Origin of the sequence: Streptomyces sp. CAU 1734 (genome assembly GCF_039888735.1) — a bacterium.
GTDB lineage: Bacteria > Actinomycetota > Actinomycetes > Streptomycetales > Streptomycetaceae > Streptomyces.
Window position 1 is genome coordinate 396,262 of record NZ_JBDQQP010000006.1, and the last position, 19,044, is coordinate 415,305.

Sequence of the window (19,044 nt, forward strand, 5' to 3'; positions counted from 1 at the left end):
GACCGCGCCCGGACCGCAGCCCGGACGGTGAACGATGACCGAAGGCACCGTCCTCGCCGCCTTCCTCGCCGTCGTCGGCGCGGCGTCCCTGCTCGCGGTGGCCGCCCGGCGGTTCCACCGCACCGACACCCTCCCCTCCCTGGACGGCTGGGCCCTCGCCGACCGGAGCCTGGGCACCGGCTGGAGCTGGCTGCTGCTCGGCGGCACCGTCTTCACCGCGTACACCTTCACCGCCGTACCGGGACTCGCCTACGGCAACGGCGCCCCCGCCTTCTTCGCCGTCCCCTACACGGTGATCGTCTGCCCGCTCGCCTTCGTCCTGCTGCCCCGGCTCTGGTCCGTCGCCCGGGACAGCGGCTGTGTCACCGTCGCCGACTTCGTGCGCGGACGGTACGGCTCCGCACCCCTCGCGCTGGCCGTCGCCCTCACCGGCATCCTCGCCACCATGCCGTATCTGGCCCTGCAACTCCTCGGCATCCGGGCGGTGCTCACGGTCCTCACCGCGGGCGGCGCCCACTCGCCGGCCGCGCTCCTCGCCGGCGATCTCGCCATGGTGGCCCTCTTCGCCGGACTCGCCGTCGCCACCTACCGGCACGGACTGCGCGCCCCCGCCGTCATCTCCGCCTTCAAGGGAGCCGCCGTCTTCGGCTCCGTCCTCGCCATCGTCTGGCTGGTGCTCGACCGGTTCGGCGGCCCCGGCGCGGTCTTCGAGACCGCCGCCCGCCGCCTCGGCGACCCGGGCGGGCCGCAGGCTTCCCTGCTGCTCACCCCCGCCCAGCAGCCCGCCTTCGCCACCCTCGCCCTCGGCTCCGCGCTCGCGCTGCTGATGTACCCCCATGTGCTCACCGTCGCCTTCGCCGCCGCCGGACCCGACACCCTGCGCCGCACCGCCGTCGCGCTCCCGGCGTGGACCGCCGTGCTCGCCCTCTTCGGCCTGCTGGGAATCGCCGCCGTCGCCGCCGGGGTGCGCACCCCGGCGGGCAGCGCCGAATCCGCCGTCCCGATGCTGGCCGACCGGCTGATGCCCGCCCCGCTCGCCGGCATCGTCCTCGGCGCCATCACCGTCGGCGCGCTGGTCCCGGCCGCCGTGATGTCCGTGGCGGCGGCCACCTCCTTCGTACGGAATGTGTACGTCGAGTACGTCCATCCCACCGCCACTCCCAAACGGCAGGTCCGCGTCGCCCAGCTGGTCTCGCTCACCGCCAAGGCGGGCGCCGTCGTCTTCGTCTTCGCCCTGCGCGACCAGGCCGCGATCAATCTCCAGCTCCTCGGCGGTGTCTGGATCCTCCAGATCTTCCCCGCCGTCGCCATCGGCCTGTGGACCCGGTGGCTCCACCACCGGGCCCTGCTCGCGGGGTGGGCCGCGGGCATGGGTTTCGGTACGGTCATGGTCGTCCGGGAGGGCTTCTCGCCGGTCGTACCGCTGGGCGCCGGCGGTCCGGCCGTGGAGATCTACGCCGGGCTGGCGGCCCTGCTCCTCAATCTGGCCGTCAGCGCGGCGGGTACCGTACTGCTGCGCCGGCGGGGGGTACCCGGCCGTCCGGACACCACCTCGCTCGCCCGCCGGCCGGCGGGCCCGCCCCGCCCCGAGACGGGAACCACCCCTCCATGAGACGGACTCCACGCACCCTGCCGCCGGCGGCGGCAGCGCAGCCGCCGCCCGACGGGGCCGGCGCGCCGCAGCGCCCGGACTTCCGGGTCCCCGGCGCCCGGCGGGCACCCGCCGGGCCGTGCGACGGCGCCGACCCGGAGCGGGAGGCCGCGCTCGCCGGGCTCTTCGAACGCCACTACACCTCGATGCTCCGCCTCGCCGCCCTGCTGGGCGCGGACGACCCGGAGAACATCGTCGCCGAGGCGTACTACGAGATCTACCGCAAATGGCGCAGACTCCGCGACGCCGACCGTGCCGAGTCCTATCTGCGCTCCGTCGTCTGCAATCTGACCCGGATGCGGATACGCCACCTCCAGATCGTCCGCAAGCACACCGGGCCGCCGCCGGACGGGCAGGTGGTCTCCGCCGAGTACACGGCGCTCCTCCAGGACGACCAGCGGGCCCTGATCGACGCCCTCCGCCGGCTCCCGGCCCGCCAGCGCGAGGCCCTGGTGCTGCGCCACTGGATGGGACTCAAGGAGGGGGAGATCGCCAAGGCCATGGGGATCTCGGCCGGTTCCGTCAAAACACACACAGCGCGCGGACTCGCCGCGCTCACCCAGGTGCTGGAGAACCGCCGATGAACAGCCGGGAGACCGGGCCCGTGAACGGCCCCGGAACCGAACAGCGCCTGCGGGAGGCGATGGACGCCGTCGCCGGCCAGGTCCATCCCCCGCCCGGCGCGTACCACAGCGTCCTGGGGGAGTGGCGGCGCCGCGAGCGCCGGCGGCGGCTGGTGCTCACCCTGCTGACCGCCGTGGTCTTCACCCTCGCGGTCACCGCCGGGGTCTGGGTCCTCAACTCCGCCCCCGCCCGCCCGGGGGCCCCCTTCGACCCGTCCCGCACCACCTCGCCGACGGCACCGCCGGGCCCCTGACACCCCCGGGGCCGTCCGGACGCGCGACGCCCCGGGGCCGGCGTGCCCGCCCGCCCCGGGGCGTCCGGCAGCCCGGCCCGCGTCAGATGTCCGCGGCCACCGCGCTGTCGTACGGCTCCGAGCCCACCACCAGCACATCCCCCGCCGCCAGCGACGCCCGCCGGATCCGGTCCTCCCAGCCGGGCGGCCACACGGTGCCGGAATCCCACCGGATGCCCTCCAGCCGGACCCCCTCCAGCTGCGCGGCATGCAGATCCGCGCCCCGGAAGTCGTGCGCCGCCCGGTGCACCAGGCTCACCCCCACCCGCAGGGCCACCGCCTCCCGGTGGGCCAGCTCCAGATCGTCCGCGAGATCCTGCGCCACCTCCAGCGCGCCCGACCACCGCCCCCCGCCCGCGCCGCCCGGCCGGGGCAGCAGCTCCAACTCCAGTTCGAGCAGGGTGCGGCAGTTGCGGGCGACACTCAGCAGCCGGGCCGCCCGCCCGCCGAGCAGATCCGACACCAGCTCCGGATAGGAACGGCCCACCGGCGCGGCCGGCCGCACCGGCGGCTCCGGCAGGGCGAGCACCCGGCCGATCGCCAGGTCCACCTCCGCCAGCGCGTCCCGCGCCCCCTCCGGCGGGCACTCCGCCTCCTCCAGCCGTGCCAGCAGCTCCTCCACGGCTCCCGAGGCACCGAGGATCAGCTCGTCAAGATCGTGCGGCCAGTGCGACCGCGCGATCCGCAGCGCCTCCGCCCGGTACTTGAGCCGCACCGACGCCAGCCGCCGCATCAGCCCCCCGGCGCCCCGGCCCCCGCCGCCCGGCCCCGCGCCGCGCCCGGACACCTGTTCATCCCACCGGGTCCAGTCCGTGCGCCGGACCACGGCGGCCAGCGTCTGCCGGTGCACCCCCGCCAGCAGCCGCCCCAGCGCCCGGTCCGGATCGCGCGGCTCCGGCGGACCGCCCTGGCTCATCAGCGAGTCGTAGACCGCGATCCCCAGCCCCTCGTGCGCGGACGCGAGCAGCGTGTCCAGCCGGGCGGATCCGCTCTGCCGGTCCATCACTCCACCTCCCCGCCCGGGCCGTCGCCCGGATCCTCCAGACCGAGCCACACCTTCAGCGACGCTCGGGCGCGGCTGAGGTTCTGGCGTACCGCCTCCGGTGTGATGCCCATGGCCTGCGCGCTCTCCTGCGCGGTGAAACCGTCCAGATTCCAGGCCATCGCGGCCCGCTGCTTCGCCGGCAGCCGCAACAGCATCTCCACCACCCGGCGTTCCTCCACCCCCAGCTCCGCCGCGTGCGCCGGGCTCTGCCAGTGTGCGGACCGCACATCGGGGACATCCGCGCACGGGTCCTCCGGCCGCACCTGCTGGCGTAACCAGGAGCGCCACGCCACCGTCCGCAGCCACGCCTTGGGATGGGTGATCCGTGCGCCCGGCCGGCACATCTGGGTGAAGGCGTCCTGCGCCGCGTCCTGCGCCTCGGTCCAGGACGCCCCGCTCAGCAGCAGAAACCGCACCAGCCCCGGGTACTCCGCCTGGTGCAGCCGCTCCGCGAGCTCTCTGCCCCGCACCACCGGCGCGGGCAGCTCCACCGGCGCCGACACCCGCAGTTCAGCCCCGGCCGAGTCCTCCATGACGATTCACCCCGGCTCCCCCGAAGGGCGCTGCGGACGGCCCCGCGACACCGTTCACGCCCGCGCCCGCGCCCGGTCCCGCGCCCGGCCCCGGAATCCGCCCCGCGTCCCGCAGTGTCCGCACCACGATGTCCGACACCAGCCGTTCCAGCAGGCGCCGCGCCCCCCGCACCACACTCCATGCCGCCCCGCCCGTCACGATCGCCGCCGCCCCCAGCAACACCGGTTCCACCGAATCCTCCTGACCCGCGGTCGGTGCCGCCGTTCTGCGGCACCGTGGACACTCAAGTGCCGCCGGACCGCGAAAGTGTGACATCGCCCTGCTGAGCGCGGTTCCGTCCGGGACGGCACCCGGCCCGGACACCCCCGCGGAAGCCGCGGGACGGCCTCTCCGGCCGGAGCCGAACGGGGATATGCTGCCTGCGCCCCAGGATCCCGTACGGCCGCGGCAGGGCCGGTGACGCCCTCCGGCGCCGCCGGGAACCTCTCCGAGCGCCCTGCCGGGACCCCCGCGATCCCGTCCGCCCGCCCGGCGCTCCTCACCACGGCTTCGGAGGATTTGTGACCAGCCCGCGCCCAGACGTCCCCAGCGACGGATCCGTGCCCGCGCCGCCACCCGGCTGCCCGGCGCACCGGCCGGAATCCGGAGCGCCGCACCGGCTCCACGGACCGGCCGCGGCGGCGGATCCCCGGGCGGTGTACGAACTGCTCCGCCGCGAGCACGGCCCGGTGGCCCCGGTCCTGGTCCACGGCGATCTGCCGGCCTGGCTCGTCCTCGGACACCGGGAGAATCTGGAGGTCATGCGGACCCCCTCGCTCTACTCCCGTGACTCGCGCCGCTGGTCGATGTTCGAACAGGGCAGGGTGCCCGCGGATTCCCCGCTGATCCCGATGATCGGCTGGCAGCCGGTCTGCGTCTTCGCCGACGGCGACGAGCACGCCAGGCTCCGCCGGGCGGTCACCGACGGCCTGGCGCAGTTCAACCGGCACGGGGTGCGCCGCTATGTCACCCACCACACCCGGCGCCTGGTCGCCGGATTCGCCTCCCGGGGCGAGGCCGATCTCATCGGGGAGTACGCCGAGCGGCTGCCCATGCTGGTGATGAACCAGCTCCTGGGCATGCCCGAGGAGAACGGCCCCCGCCTGGTGGAGGCGGCACGCGACGCGACGCGCGGCGGCCCGGCCGCCCCGGCGGGCGAGGACCTCATGGCGCAGACCCTGCGCACCCTGGTCCGGCGCAAGACCGAACGCCCCGGCCGCGACCTCGCGAGCCGGCTGATCGGCCACGAATCCGGGCTCACCGGGGACGAGGTCGTCGACCATCTGCGGCTGGTCCTCCTCGCCGCCAATGAGGCCACGGTCAATCTGATCGCCAACACCCTCCGGCTGGTGCTGACCGACCGCCGCTTCCGGGCCAGCCTCTCCGGCGGCCAGATGACCCTCCCCGACGCGCTGGAGCAGGTGCTCTGGGACGCCCCGCCGCTCTCGGTGGTGGCGGGCCGCTGGGCGGTCGGGGACACCGTGCTCGGCGGCCGGCGGATCAGCGCCGGCGACATGGTGCTGCTGGGACTCGCCGCCGGAAACGCCGACCCGGAGATCCGGCCGGACCGCTCGGCCCCCGTGCACGGCAACCGCTCGCATCTCTCCTTCAGCGGCGGACCGCACGAATGCCCGGGACAGGACATCGGCCGGGCCATCGCCGACACCGGGATCGACACCCTGCTGACCCTGCTGCCCGGCCTCGAACTCGCCGTCTCCGAGGCCGAGCTGGTGACCGGCGCCGCCCGCCTCACCGAGCGGCTGGAATCCCTGCCCGTCCGCTTCACCCCCGAACGCGAGGCGGTCCCCGGACCGGAGCTACGGGTGAGCGCGGCACCGCCCGTCTCCCAGCCGCTCCCGGCCGCCTCCCCGCAGCCGCCGGCCCCGCCCGCCGTCCCGGCACCGCGCGGCGAACTCTCCCGGTGGCAGCGGGTCCTGCGGGGGCGCTGAGGGACCGGCCGGACGCGCCGGCGCCACCGTCCGGAGGGCCGGGCCGGGACTCCCCGGGCCGGTACCCGCACCGGCCCGGCGCCGGCCTCCGCCCCCGGTCCGGCCCCCGCGACCCGCCGGACCGATGAGATCACGAGCCATGAGCGCACCCCAGCCCACCATCGTCGCGACCTCCGGCGGCCACCGCGTCGGAGGCCGCACCAAGGTGAGTTTCGACTCCCTGGTCCATCATGCGATCGGCCGCTCCGGGGCACACGGCCGGCGCCCCCGGGGCATGTACGCGGGCACGGCCATCGGGGACGCCGAGTTCTTCACCGCGCGGATGAGCGAGGCCGCCCGGGTGGCGGGATTCGATCTCACCCCGCTCCATCTCTTCCCCATGCCCAATCCGGAGGACGTCGAGGGCGCCGTCCTCGAACAGGACGTGGTCCGGGTGACGGGCGGCTCCGTGGCCGATCTCCTCGCCGTCCGGCGGGTCCACGGACTCGACGGGATCCTGCGCCGCGCCAGGCGGGCCGGTGTGGTGCCGAGCGGGGCCGGCGCGGGCTCCATCCGCTGGTTCCGGGGCGGCACCACCGACTCCTCCGGCCCCCGGCTCCGTCCCGTCACCAACGCGCCGGGCCCGCTCCCGTACGGAAACGGCGTCCACCACGACGTCGACCCGGGGCGCCGGCCGCTGGTGCGCGAGCCGGTCGCGGACGGAACCCTGCCCGGGACCCACCGCACCGACGACGGCGTGGGGCCGGTCCACCGGGGCACCGAGCTCGTCGAGGCCGTCGGCGAACAGGCCGGCAAGGCCGCGTACATCGTGCGCAGGGACGGCGATTCGGCGGTGGAGGAGCGCATCGAACCGCGCCGGCTCCCCGCACCGCCCTCCTGACCCCGGCGGCGCGTTCCGTGCACCCGCGTCCGGGGCGCGCCGCCCCGGCTCCTTGCCGCCGCGCCCGGCACCGCCGCATGCTGGAACCGGCCCACGGGACGGGGACATGATGACGGAACAGACCACACCCACCACGGCGGACACCGGGGCCGGGGCCGCTGCCGGGCGGCCGGTGCCGCCGCCCGGGGACCCGGGCGGCCCGCCCGACTTCGCGCGGCTGCGCGCCGAGGAGTACGGCTACCTCGACGAGACCCGGCACGTCTATCTCGACCACACCGGCGCCGGGCTCCCCGCCCGGCGCCAGCTCCTCGCCCAGACCGAGCGGCTCACCCGCGCGGTGCACGGCAATCCGCACACCCACAGCCCCGCCTCCGCGCCCACCACCGCTCTGGTGGAGGAGGCCAGGGCGCGGGTGCTGGAATTCGCCGGCGCCGACCCCGCCGAGTACACGGCCGTCTTCACGGCCAACGCCACCGCGGCCTGCCGTCTCGTCGGCGAGGGCTATCCCTTCCGTCCCGGGCGGGCCGAGCTGCTGCTCACCCTGGACAACCACAACTCGGTCAACGGACTGCGCGAGTTCGCCCGCGCCCGCCGCACCCCCACCACCTACATTCCCCTCTCCGGACCCGGCCTGCGGGTCGACGGGGAGACCCTGGCCTCGGCCCTGGCCGGGCGCCGCGGCGAACGCGGGCTCTTCGCCTTTCCGGCGCAGAGCAACTTCAGCGGGGTGCGGCACCCGCTGGAGTGGATCCCGTACGCCCGGGAGCGCGGCTGGCACACCCTGCTGGACGCCGCCGCCTTCGCCCCCGCCAACCGGCTGTCACTCCGCGAACACCCCGCCGACTTCACCGTGCTGAGCTGGTACAAGGTCTTCGGCTATCCGACCGGAGTGGGCTGTCTCATCGCCCGTGACTCCGCCCTGGCGCTGTTGCGGCGCCCCTGGTTCTCCGGCGGCACCATCCGGGCCGCGAGTGCGCAGGGTCAGTGGCACCATCCCGCCGACGGGGCCGCCGCGTTCGAGGACGGCACCGTCAACTTCCATGCCATACCCGAGGTCACCACGGGAATCGACTGGATCGAGTCCATCGGAGTGGACGCCGTGCACGACCATGTGACCGCGCTGACGGGCCGGCTGCTCACCGGCCTCACCCGGCTCCGGCACAGCGACGGCACACCCCTGATCCGGCTCTACGGGCCCCGCACCGTGCACCGGCGCGGCGGCACCGTGGCACTGAACGTCCTGGACGCCCGGGGCTCCGTGCTGGACGAGCGGATCGTCGCCCGGGACAGCACGGCCGCCCGGATCTCGCTGCGGACCGGATGCTTCTGCAACCCGGGGGCCGGTGAGGCGGCCTTCGCGATCGACCACGGGGTCCTGGTCCGCACCGGCCGGGACCGGACACTGACCAGCATGGACGACTATCTCACCAGCCTGGGGCTGCCCTCGGGCGGCGCGGTGCGGGTCTCCGTCGGGCTCTCCTCCAGTCCCGGGGACATCGACCGCCTGCTCGGCTTCCTGGAATCCTCGTACCGCGACCGGGTGCCCGGACCGGACACCCTGCTGCCGCGCACCTTCTGCTGACCCTGAGAGGGCCGGGCGATGCCGGACCGGCCGATGGGCGGGCCGAGTTGGCGGCGCGGGCACGGAAGACGGCGCGGGCGCGGAAGATCGAAACGACCGCCGCTCAACCCTCCCGCGAATTGGTCCGGACCAATTATGGTGTCGGTGATCCGGGGGCACCCCGCACCCCGTGACATCAGGAGGTGCCGGTGCTCGCTCGTCGTTCCCTGCTGCTGGGAGCCGGAGGGGCCGCCGCCGCGGCGGCCCTGCTGCCCGCCGGCGCCGCTCACGCCGCCCGCTCCGTACCCGGCGGCCCGCTGCCGCTGCCCGCCCCCGGCGGGCCTCACCCCGTGGCCACCCGGTCCCACCCGGTGGTGGACCGCACGCGTACCGACCCCTTCGCGGCCGTGCCGGGACCGCGGGAACTCATGGTCCAGCTCTGGTTCCCCGCCGGCGGACACGGCTCCGTGCCCGCCGCGTACACCCATCCCCGGGTGGCGGATGTCCTGGAGGGCGAATGGGGTGTCGCGGCCGGCTCCCTGGCCCGGATCCGCACCGGTGTCGCCACCGCCCACCGCGCCGTACGCCGCCCGACGCTGATCCTGCTCAGCCACGGGCGCGGATCGTCCCGCTCCCTCACCACCGCGCTCGCCACCGAACTCGCCTCCCGCGGACACCTGGTGGCGGGCGTCGACCACACCCATGACGCCGCGGCGGTCCACTTCCCCGACGGGCGGCTGATCCGCGGCAGCCTGCCCGCGGCACCCGACGACTGGGACGCCCAGGACCGGCTGGAGACCGCGGTCCGGGCCGCCGATCTGCGCACCGTCGCCGACGATCTGACGGCCCGCGGTCTCGCCCCGGCCCGGATAGGACTGCTCGGCCACTCCATGGGCGGAGCCGCGGCGGCCGAGGCGATGCGGCAGGACCGCCGCTTCGCCGCCGGACTCGACCTGGACGGCGGGCTCTTCGGCACCCCGGTCGCCGATCAGGGCCTCGACCGGCCGTTTCTGCTGCTGAGTTCCTCGCCGGACCACGACACCTGGGCCCGCTGGCGGGCCGCGCACCGCGGCTGGGGCCGTCATATCCACCTCACCGGCGGCGGCCATCTCAGCGGCACCGACCTGAGCGGATACGCCGACGCCATCGGGCTCCGCACGACCTGGCCCCCCGCCGTCTGGCAGGAATTCTTCGGGACCCTCGCCCCGGCGCGGGCGACCGGGCTCGTCCGCGCCGTCACGGCCGCCTTCTTCGGGCGTTTCCTCGCGGGCCGCCCGGCCCCGCTGCTGCGAGGCCCCTCCGCGCGCCACCCGGAGCTCGACTTCCGCTGGAGCCGGGGGAGATGACGCCCCGGGGCCGCCCCCGGCCGTGTGCCGGGAGCGGCCCCGGACCCCGCTGCGGGACCGGGGGAGCGGGTCAGGCGCCGCCCGCCTCCGGCAGCACCCCGGGCGGGAACTTCTCCACCCCGATGATCCGCCGCGCGCGCTCCGGCTCGATCAGCACGCTCACCCGCTGCTCGCCGGGAATCCTCAGCTCGAACCGGTCCGTGCCGAGATACTTCCGGGCCAGCCGGTCGATGTCCCGGTCCGCCCGCTCACCCTCGACGAAGCGGATCGCCCGGCCCCGGATCTGCACCCGGTCATAGGGATCGGCCTTGTCCGTGTGCGAGAGATACAGCCGGGGATCGTGCCGCAGATTGCGCTCCTTGACCCGGCCCACGGCCGTGTTGAACAGCAGCAGATCACCTTCGACACCGAGCCACATCGGACTCACGTGCGGAGCCCCGTCCGGACCGACGGTGGCGACGAACCAGATATGGGCACCCGCCACCCGCGCACGGATCTCCGGACTCAACACACTCATGGGCCACCTCTCGGGCTGTGGGTTCGGCACTTCGGAACACCTGGCGAACACACCGGCCGCACCGGGGCCGCCCGGCGGCGGGACATACCCGCCGGCGGTGTCCGGGATGACCGCCCGCCGCCCCGCAGGGGAGCCCGCGCACGGCACGGTGTGACCGCCCTCACCCTAGCGATCACCGGGCCCGTACGGACCTCCGGGGCTCACCCGATCCGGCCCCGCCGCTCGGAAATGGTTCCGATTCCGGCCGCTCACGGTGGTAATGTCGGCCGCGTACCGCACCTCATGGCGGCCTCCTCAACCGTTACTCCACGGAGGCTCCACCATGTCCGCGTCCCTTTCCGTGCGTCCCTTCCACCGGGAGGACCGCGACCAGCTCACCGACCTGGTCAACGCACACACCGCCGCTGTCGTCCCCGGCGCGGCCGTCTCGGTCAACACCGTCCTCACCAGTCTTGAGCGCCGGCCCGAGGAATACATCATCGACCCCTGGGTCGCCGAGCGGGTCACCCTGGTCGCCGAGGAGCGGCGCCGGATCGTCGCCGCCGCGCATCTGCTGCGCTACCGCAATGATCCGGACGTCGGTGAGGACTACCGCGACACCGGCCACATCGCGTGGTTCCTGCACACCCCGCCGGAGGAGCCCGCGGCACCGGGCGAGGAGTCCGGGCGGGCCGCCGAGGTGCTGATGAGCGCCTGCCTCGCCCAGCTCACCCGCTGGCACGTCCGGGCCCGCCACGCCGACGGACAGCTGCCGTCCCCGGGCGTACAGGGGGTGCCCGAGCAGTGGCCGCATGTCCGCGCCGTCCTGGCACGGGCCGGTTTCGTCCACACCGGCCCCACCGAGGTGCTCTCGCTCGCCGCGGTCCGTGATCTGCCCGCTCCGGGCCCGGCGCCCGTGCCGGGGATGACCCTGCGCCGGACCCTCGGTCCGCTCGGCACCCGGCTCACCGCCCGGCTCGGCGGTGCGGACGCCGGACACATCGAGCTGGACACCACACTCGACCGGCCCGAGCGGCATGCCAGGTCCGGCGGCATGGCCGAGATCGCCGATCTCGAACTCCCCGGCGACGCCCATCCCGAACTGCTGGGCTGGCTGCTCGGCGGGGCCCGCCAGTGGCTGGAGCTGTGCGGCTGCGACCGGCTGCTCACCTGCGCGTACGAGGACGAGGCCGGGGAGATCGAGGCCATGTCCGGATTCGGCTTCCGCGAGCTGACCCGCACCGCGCGCGGCTGGGACCATCTGCCCGACTGATGCGGGGCCGCCCGCCGGGCGGCATGACGAAGGCCCCCTGCGGCGGCAAGGCCAGGGAGAGCCGCCGCGGGGGGCCTTCGAGTTCAGAAGCGATCAGAAGTGATCAGTGGGAAGACGGGTCAGCAGGCACCCAGGTCCTGCCAGACACCCCACTGGCCGGTGGTGCCGGGCTCGTCGCCCTTCGTCCACCACTTCGACTTCCAGTTGCGGGACTTGTGCGACACGGTCTGGGCCGAGCCGTACTCACTCGCCGCGCTCCAGGCCGGGGCGGTGCAGGTGCCGTTGCCGCCGGTCGTACCCGTGGTGCCAGTGGTACCGGTCGTGCCGGTCGTGCCGGTCGTACCCGTGGTACCGGTCGTGCCAGTGGTACCGGTCGTGCCAGTGGTACCCGTCGTGCCGGTCGTGCCGGTCGTACCGGTCGTGCCCGTGGTGCCGCCCGTGGTGCCACCGCCCGGCTCGACCAGGGTGGTGCCGCGGTTCAGGTCAGCGGCGATGGCGTAGCTCTTGCCACCGAAGGTGACCGTCCAGTTCGACGGGGTCGAGACCGGCGAGTAGTAGACGAAGTCCAGCTGGACCGACGCGCCGGGGGCCAGCGACTGCCACGCGGGCAGCTTCAGGGAGACCCGGTTGAAGTCGCCCTTCAGGCCACCGATGTTGTTGCCGGTGTGGTCGCTGCGGATGATCGACGTGCCGAAGCCGGACTGGTCCTTGGCGTTGGCCGGCGCGGAGGTCGCGTAGTCGAACTGGAACTCCGTGCCACCCGGCAGGGTCGCCTTGGTGTTGTTGGTGATCTTCAGCTTGGGGCTGATCGGGTAGTTGGAGTCACCCAGCGCGAACTGTCCGAAGTCGACGTCCACATCGATGGCCTCGGTCGGCAGCGTGATGTTGGACTTCTTGGCGCCGTACGGGGCGGCGGCCTTGAACTTGTCGTACATCAGGTTGGTGAGCGTGTTGCCGGGCTCGTACTGACCCTTGGCCGCGTTGAACTGGTAGTCGCCCGCCAGCTCCCAGATCATGGTGCCGCCGATGCCCTTGTTCACCACGTAGTCGGCCTTGGCGCCGATGGACTGCTCGTCCTCGGTCGACATGAAGACCTTGGTCTGCGCGTTCCACAGCCACGGCGCGACCAGGGTCGAGTCGTACTTGCGGGCGTAGGTGCCGGTCAGCTTGGTGGTCGCGGGGAGGCCGAACTTGGTGACGTAGTCGCCGACGACGCCCTTCTCCAGGTTCTTGGCGTGCCACATCGGGTTGAAGCCCGCGGGGGCCTCCTTGCCGGCGGTGTCCTTCTCGTGCCAGACATTGTCGATGCCGACGGCGCCGTCACCGCACTTGGTGAGGTTCTGTCCGGCCGGGCAGGTGGTCGTGGCCGCCTTGCCCCACAGACCGTCCGTGCCGCCCTGGACGTTCTTCCAGCCGCGGGTGTAGTACGGCAGGCCGACATTGATGCGGCCGGCCGGCATCGAGCCGCGGAAGTAGTGGTAGGCCCAGTCGGTGTTCAGATAACCGATTCCGCCGTACTGCGCGGTGCTGTAGACACCGGCTCCGGCGAGCTCGGAGTCCTTGCCGTCGTCATTGAGCGCGGCCTGCGGGCCGACGTGCTCGTTCCAGGTGCCGTGCAGGTCGTACGACATGATGTTGACGTAGTCCAGGTACTTCTGGACCTGGAAGGTCTCCATGCCGCGCAGCAGGTAGCCGGAGGACGGCGCCGCGACGGTCAGCAGGTAGTGCTTGCCGTCGGCCGCTCCCGCCCGGTCCAGCTTCTCGCGGAGGGTCTTCATCAGGACCGAGTAGCTCTTGACCAGACCCGCGCGGCGGCCGTTGGCGAGCTGCCAGTCAAGCGGGTTGCCCGCGTCCTTCATCGTGGTCGGGTACTCGTAGTCGACATCGACGCCGTTGAACCCGTACTTCTTGATGAAGGCGACGGCGGAGTCGGCGAAGGTGTCGATGCCGGCCTGGTTCACCGAACCGTCGGCATTGGTGGTCATCGAGTAGAAGCCACCGGAGTTCACCCGCTTGCCGCTGTCGTCGTTGTAGCCACCGGTGTCGGACCAGCCGCCGACGGAGATCAGTGTCTTCACATTGGGGTGCAGCTTCTTGTACTTCGTCAGGAGGTTGAAGTGCCCCTTGTACGGAAGCGCGGGGTCCATCTCGGCCCCGGCGACGCCCGGCCAGGTCATCCCGGTGTTGGCGTTGTTCGGTCCGTCCGTGCCCACCGTGATCTTGTTGGCGGAGTCGACGGCCGCGAACGCGTAGTTGATGTGGGTGATCTTGTTCCACGGGATGTCGGACGCGAGGTACGCCGGCGTGCCGTCCTTGCCGGTGCGCCAGTTGGTGAAGTATCCGATGATGCGGCGCTGGTGGTCCGCGCCCATCTTCTCGCGGCCGTCGGCGTCGTAGACCGAGCAGTACGGGACATCGACGCCGGGCGTCTTGTAGAGGCCTTCGGGCCGACAGGTTTCCTGCGGCGTGGCGGCCTGCGACACACCTGCGGAGAGCGATCCGGCCAGCAGCGCGGCGGCGGCCGCGCCTGCTGCGGCCAGGGCCACTCTGGTACGGAAGGGGGACAGCACGGTCGGATCCTCCTGGTGGGGGGCCCGCGTGTGGAGACGCGGGGGTGGGGCGGCCTTGCTCAACTCAATGGGGGGTGGAGCGTGTTGCCAGGGTGCGTGCACACGGCCCTGACTGATCCGCGGAGGTGACGCAGAGATTAAAAGGACTAGACCAGTACGTCAATAGGTCTGGACCTTATCTCTGCATATGCGTGGGTCCGTGATGGCCGCCGATGAGTTCCGCGGGGCCCGCCGGTCTGTGTCACCGGGGCCGGAACCCCCCCCGGGCGGGGGCGGCGGGGCGGGAGGGGATCGTACGGCCTCCGCCGGCGGTGAGCACAGGGCAGTACCGGGAGAATCCGCCGGTGATATCACCGGGAGAGGACGGAAGAACACCGGACGGAAGGAGAGAATCGGCGCGGGGCGCGTACGGGAGTCGACCCGGACGGCCCCGGGTGACGGACAGTCCGGCGGGACACCGGGAACTGTCCGGGAACTGTCCGGGAAACAGCCGGAGAACGGCCGGATGGCAGCCGTCCGACAGCCCTCCGACAGTCCGGGAACGGCCCGGAACCAGCCGGGGAACGGCCGGACCGACAGCCGGGGAACGTCCCGGGAATAGGCCCGGCGGACAGACCCGGTGCCCGTCCGGGAAGCAGTACGCGAAACAGCACGGAAACAGTACGAGAACCATGGAAAAGGAACTCCGAATGACCGCGGCCGACCACAGCCACCAGCCGGCAACCGCCGACAGCCACCATGTGATCCAGGTCAGGAGAGCCCGCGAGAACAATCTCCGCGGCGTCGATGTGGATCTGCCCAAGCGCCGTCTCACCGTCTTCACCGGGGTCTCCGGATCCGGGAAGTCGAGCCTGGTCTTCGGCACCATCGCGGCCGAGTCCCAGCGCCTCATCAATGAGACCTATGCGGCCTTCATCCAGTCCTTCATGCCCAGCCTCGGCCGCCCCGACGTGGACGGACTGCACAATCTGAGCGCGGCGATCGTCGTCGACCAGGAACGCATGGGCGCCAACTCCCGCTCCACCGTCGGCACCGCGACGGACGCGTACACCATGCTGCGGATCATCTTCAGCCGGCTCGGGACCCCGCACATCGGAACCGCCGGCGCTTTCAGCTTCAATGTTCCCGAGGGCATGTGTCCCCGGTGCGAGGGCCTCGGCCAGATCTCGGACATCGACATCGACCAGCTCGTGGACCGGGAGAAGAGCCTCAACGAGGGCGCGATCACGGTTCCCGGATATGCCGTCGATTCCTGGCCGTGGTCCATCATGGCCGCCTCCGGTTTCTACGACCCCGCCAAGAAGCTCCAGGACTTCACCGACCGGGAGTGGGCCGATTTCCTCCACAAGGCGCCGGTCAAGGTGAAGGTGGGATCCAACAACTTCACCTATGAGGGACTGGTCGCGAAAATCCAGCGCAGCTGGCTGGTGAAGGACCGGGAAGCGCTTCAGCCCCATATCCGGGCATTCGTCGACCGGGCCGTGGTTTTCAGCCCGTGCCCGGAGTGCGAGGGCACCCGGCTGACCCGGGCGGCCCTGTCCTCGCGGATCCGCGGGAAGAACATCGCCGAGTGCTCGTCGATGGAGATCAGCGATCTCGCCGAGTTCGCCCGCGGCATCACCGATCCGGGCGTCGCCCCGCTGCTGGACAGCCTCCGCCATCTGCTGGAGTCCCTGGTGGAGATCGGGCTGGGCTATCTCAGCCTGGACCGGCCCGCCGCCACCCTCTCCGGCGGCGAGGCGCAGCGGGTGAAGATGGTGCGCCATCTCGGCTCCAGCCTCACCGACACGACCTATGTCTTCGACGAGCCGACGGTCGGACTGCACCCGCACGACATCCAGCGGATGAACGATCTCCTGCTGCTGCTCCGGGACAAGGGCAACACCGTCCTGGTGGTGGAGCACAAGCCGGAGGTGATCGCCATCGCCGACCATGTGGTCGACCTCGGGCCGGGCGCCGGCGAGGCGGGCGGCGAGATCTGCTACAGCGGGGATGTGGCCGGGCTGCGCACCTCCGGCACGCTCACCGGCCGCCATCTGGCGCACCGGGCGCGGCTGCGGGACACGGTCCGCACACCCCGGGGACAGCTCTCCATCAGGGACGCCGATCTGCACAATCTCCAGGGTGTCAGTGTGGACATACCGCTCGGGGTGCTCACCGTGGTCACCGGGGTCGCCGGCTCCGGGAAGAGCTCGCTGATCCACGGTCATCTCTCCGCACGGGCGGGTGTGGTGGTCGCCGACCAGACCCCGATCCGGGGCTCGCGCCGCTCGAACCCGGCGACGTACACCGGAGTGCTCAACCCCATCCGCAACGCGTTCGCCAAGGAGAACGGCGTCAAGCCCGCGCTCTTCAGCGCCAACTCGGAGGGCGCCTGCCAGCACTGCAACGGCATCGGCCTGATCTACACCGACCTCGCGATGATGGCCGGGGTCGCCTCGGTGTGCGAGAAGTGCGAGGGGAAGCGGTTCACCCCCGAGGTGCTGACCTACCGGCTGCGCGGCAAGGACATCAGCCAGGTGCTGGGGATGTCGGTCGAGGAGGCCCACGCCTTCTTCCCCTCCGGCCAGGCGCACACGATTCTCGGCCGGCTCACCGATGTGGGGCTGTCCTATCTGCGCCTCGGCCAGCCGCTGAACACCCTCTCCGGCGGTGAGCGCCAGCGGCTCAAGCTCGCCATCCACATGGCGGAGAAGTCCTCGACCTACATCCTGGACGAGCCGACCACGGGTCTGCACCTGGCCGATGTGGACAAGCTGCTGGCCCTGCTGGACCGGCTGGTCGACGAGGGCAACACGGTGGTGGTCATCGAGCACCACCAGGCGGTGATGGCCCATGCCGACTGGCTGATCGACCTCGGGCCCGGGGCCGGCCACAACGGCGGACGGGTGGTGTTCACCGGCACCCCGGCCGATCTGGTGGCCACGGGGGAGACCCTGACCGCGCGTCATCTCCGGGAGTATGTGACCGGCTGACGACCCGGGGGCCGTCCGCCCGGCAAGGACGGCCCCCGCGCCTGTTCCCGGGATTCGGCCACCGGCGAAGCGGTCAAACCACGCTTTCCGGTGAGTGAGCAGAATCGTTAAATCACCCAGAGTGACGGCTACGGTGAGTAGTGCCCGGAGTTCCGGGCGTCACTCATCCGAGAAGAGGCGACTCTCATGCGATTTCGCGCCGCCACCGCCGCCGTTGCCGGTTCGCTGCTGCTCCTGCTCACCCTGCCCGGCCGGGCCGCCGCGGCGACCGGTGACTTCACCTACGGCTTCACCGGTCCCGACGGCCGGCCCCAGCGCACGGTGCTCGCCGATCCGGTGAGCCGGGAGTGCGTCACCATCCCCGAGGCGGCCGATCCGGGCTCCACCTCGCCGGCTTTCGCCCCGGTGAACGACACCGACGAGGTGGCGGTGGTGTGGACCAACCCCGACTGCACGGGGGAGCACTATGTACTCCGCCCGCTCGGCGGCAGCGCCTCGGAGCGGCTGAAGCTCCGCTCCGTACTGTTCTTCTGACACCCCCGCACGGCTCCCGGGGCCTCCCGCGCACCCGGGTACCGCCCGCGTGTGCCGGTACCCGGGGCGGGTGAGGCCGGGGAGCCTCCCCGGAGGTCAGCCGCGCAGGAAGGCGAGCACCTCCCGCTCGAACCGTCCGCGCGCCTCCAGGTGCGGCAGATGGCCCGTGCCGGACAGCTCCACCAGCCGGGCGCCCGGGATCGCCGCCGCCGCCCGCCTGCCCAGGACGGGGAAGTTGCCCAGCCTCGCGCGGTTCTCCGGGGTGGCGTACGACTTGCCCACCGCCGCGCGGTCCTCCTGGCCGATCACCAGCAGCACGGGAAGGCCCAGTCGCGGCAGGTCGGAGAGGACCGGCTGGTGGTACGCCATCTGATAGGTGCGGGCCGACGCCATCGCCCAGCGCGGGTACTCGCCGCCGAGGGTGACCCGGTACCGGAGCTCGACATTGCGCTCATAGGCCCGCCGCCACTCCACCACATAGGAGCGGTAGAAGCCGCGGATGGCGTTGAGGTTTGTATTGGCCAGCTCGTCGGCGAAGAGCCGTTCCGTGCTCAGGGCGGGGACGAGCTCCCGGTAGTCCTCCAGGCCCACCGGGTTGGCGAGCACCAGCCGCCGCGTGCGCTCCGGGTGGTCGAGAGCGAAGCGGACGCCGACCATGCCGCCCATCGAATGCCCGATCACATCCGCGCGCTCCACGCCGAGATGGTCGAGGAGCGCCGCGGTGTTCCCGGTCAGCAGCCCGAAGGTGTAGTCGAGAGCGGGCTTGGAGGAACGGCCGAATCCGATCTGGTCGGGCACGACGACCCGGTGTCCGGCAGCCGCCAGCGAGCGGGCGGTGGGCTTCCAGGCGCCCCCGTCGAAATTCTTGCCGTGCAGCAGCAGTACGGTGCGGCCGGACGCGGTGCCCTGGGCCGGGGGGATGTCGAGATAGGCCATACTGACCGTCTCGCCCTGGTTGACCAGCCGGAGGAAGTGGACCGGGAAGGCCGAGGGCCAGCCCTCCATCGCGATGCCGAGAGCTTCGGTGTACACCGGTTCGGCACCGCCGTCCCGCCCGTGCGCTCCGGCTGCGTGCGCGGGGGAGGCCCCGCCCGCGACGGCGCCCGCGCCCATCGCCGCCACAGCCGCCCCGGCACCCGTGGTCAGGAATATCCGGCGTGAGTTCATACTCTCCCCTGGCTCGTACATCAGTACGCCGATCCTGCCCCAACTCCCCGGATGATCAAAGGAACCGACCCGCCGGACCCGGCCGCGCCCCGCGCCGCCGCCAGTCCC

General features: G+C 72.6%; 16 protein-coding genes. 10 read left to right on the plus strand and 6 right to left on the minus strand.

The annotated features are described in order from the left end of the window. Positions 1-34: 34 nt before the first annotated feature. Genes AAFN69_RS14400 through AAFN69_RS14410 form a run of 3 tightly spaced genes read left to right on the plus strand, consistent with a single transcriptional unit; the run spans position 35 to position 2,528 of the window. Positions 35-1,612: a sodium:solute symporter gene (locus tag AAFN69_RS14400; RefSeq protein WP_347728848.1), complete on the plus strand. Its 1,578-nt coding sequence runs from the start codon at positions 35-37 to the stop codon at positions 1,610-1,612. Beyond that, positions 1,609-2,235 (plus strand): SigE family RNA polymerase sigma factor, encoded by a 627-nt coding sequence (locus tag AAFN69_RS14405; RefSeq protein WP_347728849.1) that lies wholly within the window; start codon positions 1,609-1,611, stop codon positions 2,233-2,235. The genes AAFN69_RS14400 and AAFN69_RS14405 overlap by 4 nt, the downstream gene beginning before the upstream one ends. After that, a complete protein-coding gene (locus tag AAFN69_RS14410; RefSeq protein WP_347728850.1) occupies positions 2,232-2,528 on the plus strand; it encodes a hypothetical protein in 297 nt (98 codons plus the stop codon). Before AAFN69_RS14405 ends, AAFN69_RS14410 begins: the two co-directional genes overlap by 4 nt. Positions 2,529-2,610: 82 nt before the next feature. Here AAFN69_RS14410 and AAFN69_RS14415 read toward each other — a convergent pair whose 3' ends face one another. Genes AAFN69_RS14415 through AAFN69_RS14425 form a run of 3 tightly spaced genes read right to left on the minus strand, consistent with a single transcriptional unit; the run spans position 2,611 to position 4,377 of the window. Continuing rightward, on the minus strand, positions 2,611-3,570 hold the full coding sequence (locus AAFN69_RS14415) for a hypothetical protein (protein ID WP_347728851.1): 960 nt from the start codon (positions 3,568-3,570) through the stop codon (positions 2,611-2,613). Next, positions 3,570-4,145 carry a sigma-70 family RNA polymerase sigma factor gene (locus tag AAFN69_RS14420; RefSeq protein WP_347728852.1) on the minus strand — a complete coding sequence of 192 codons (576 nt, stop codon included), beginning with the start codon at positions 4,143-4,145 and terminating at the stop codon, positions 3,570-3,572. Before AAFN69_RS14420 ends, AAFN69_RS14415 begins: the two co-directional genes overlap by 1 nt. Next, entirely contained in the window at positions 4,123-4,377 is a 255-nt protein-coding gene (locus AAFN69_RS14425; protein WP_347728853.1) for a hypothetical protein, read from the minus strand. The genes AAFN69_RS14420 and AAFN69_RS14425 overlap by 23 nt, the downstream gene beginning before the upstream one ends. A 329-nt stretch (positions 4,378-4,706) precedes the next feature. On the opposite strand from AAFN69_RS14425, the gene AAFN69_RS14430 reads away from it, so the two are divergent. From AAFN69_RS14430 to AAFN69_RS14445, 4 genes are all read left to right on the plus strand, one after another. Further along, the gene (locus tag AAFN69_RS14430) at positions 4,707-6,134 is read left to right on the plus strand and encodes a cytochrome P450 (protein WP_347728854.1); all 1,428 of its coding nucleotides are present in this window, start codon (positions 4,707-4,709) and stop codon (positions 6,132-6,134) included. A 139-nt stretch (positions 6,135-6,273) separates the two neighbouring features. Then, the gene (locus tag AAFN69_RS14435; protein WP_347728855.1) at positions 6,274-7,014 is read left to right on the plus strand and encodes a Type 1 glutamine amidotransferase-like domain-containing protein; all 741 of its coding nucleotides are present in this window, start codon (positions 6,274-6,276) and stop codon (positions 7,012-7,014) included. Between the two features lie 106 nt (positions 7,015-7,120). Then, complete coding sequence (locus AAFN69_RS14440; RefSeq protein WP_347728856.1) at positions 7,121-8,596, plus strand: aminotransferase class V-fold PLP-dependent enzyme; 1,476 nt, start codon at positions 7,121-7,123, stop codon at positions 8,594-8,596. A gap of 188 nt (positions 8,597-8,784) precedes the next feature. Then, on the plus strand, positions 8,785-9,921 hold the full coding sequence (locus tag AAFN69_RS14445; RefSeq protein WP_347728857.1) for an alpha/beta hydrolase: 1,137 nt from the start codon (positions 8,785-8,787) through the stop codon (positions 9,919-9,921). A gap of 70 nt (positions 9,922-9,991) precedes the next feature. On the opposite strand, the gene AAFN69_RS14450 is transcribed toward AAFN69_RS14445, so the two are convergent. Next, the gene (locus tag AAFN69_RS14450) at positions 9,992-10,438 is read right to left on the minus strand and encodes a PPOX class F420-dependent oxidoreductase (protein WP_347728858.1); all 447 of its coding nucleotides are present in this window, start codon (positions 10,436-10,438) and stop codon (positions 9,992-9,994) included. A 322-nt stretch (positions 10,439-10,760) separates the two neighbouring features. Between AAFN69_RS14450 and AAFN69_RS14455 the strand changes: the two genes are divergently transcribed. Continuing rightward, positions 10,761-11,690 (plus strand): N-acetyltransferase, encoded by a 930-nt coding sequence (locus AAFN69_RS14455; protein ID WP_347728859.1) that lies wholly within the window; start codon positions 10,761-10,763, stop codon positions 11,688-11,690. 119 nt (positions 11,691-11,809) lie between these two features. Here the strand turns inward: AAFN69_RS14455 and AAFN69_RS14460 are convergent, their stop codons facing one another. Beyond that, on the minus strand, positions 11,810-14,260 hold the full coding sequence (locus AAFN69_RS14460; protein WP_347728860.1) for a chitinase C-terminal domain-containing protein: 2,451 nt from the start codon (positions 14,258-14,260) through the stop codon (positions 11,810-11,812). 689 nt (positions 14,261-14,949) lie between these two features. Between AAFN69_RS14460 and AAFN69_RS14465 the strand changes: the two genes are divergently transcribed. Next, on the plus strand, positions 14,950-17,235 hold the full coding sequence (locus AAFN69_RS14465; RefSeq protein WP_347728861.1) for an excinuclease ABC subunit UvrA: 2,286 nt from the start codon (positions 14,950-14,952) through the stop codon (positions 17,233-17,235). Positions 17,236-17,421: 186 nt separating this feature from the next. Continuing rightward, positions 17,422-17,769, plus strand: a complete 348-nt coding sequence (locus AAFN69_RS14470; RefSeq protein ID WP_347728862.1) for a hypothetical protein — start codon at positions 17,422-17,424, stop codon at positions 17,767-17,769. A gap of 96 nt (positions 17,770-17,865) precedes the next feature. Here AAFN69_RS14470 and AAFN69_RS14475 read toward each other — a convergent pair whose 3' ends face one another. After that, positions 17,866-18,936: an alpha/beta hydrolase gene (locus AAFN69_RS14475; protein WP_347728863.1), complete on the minus strand. Its 1,071-nt coding sequence runs from the start codon at positions 18,934-18,936 to the stop codon at positions 17,866-17,868. Positions 18,937-19,044: the final 108 nt, after the last annotated feature.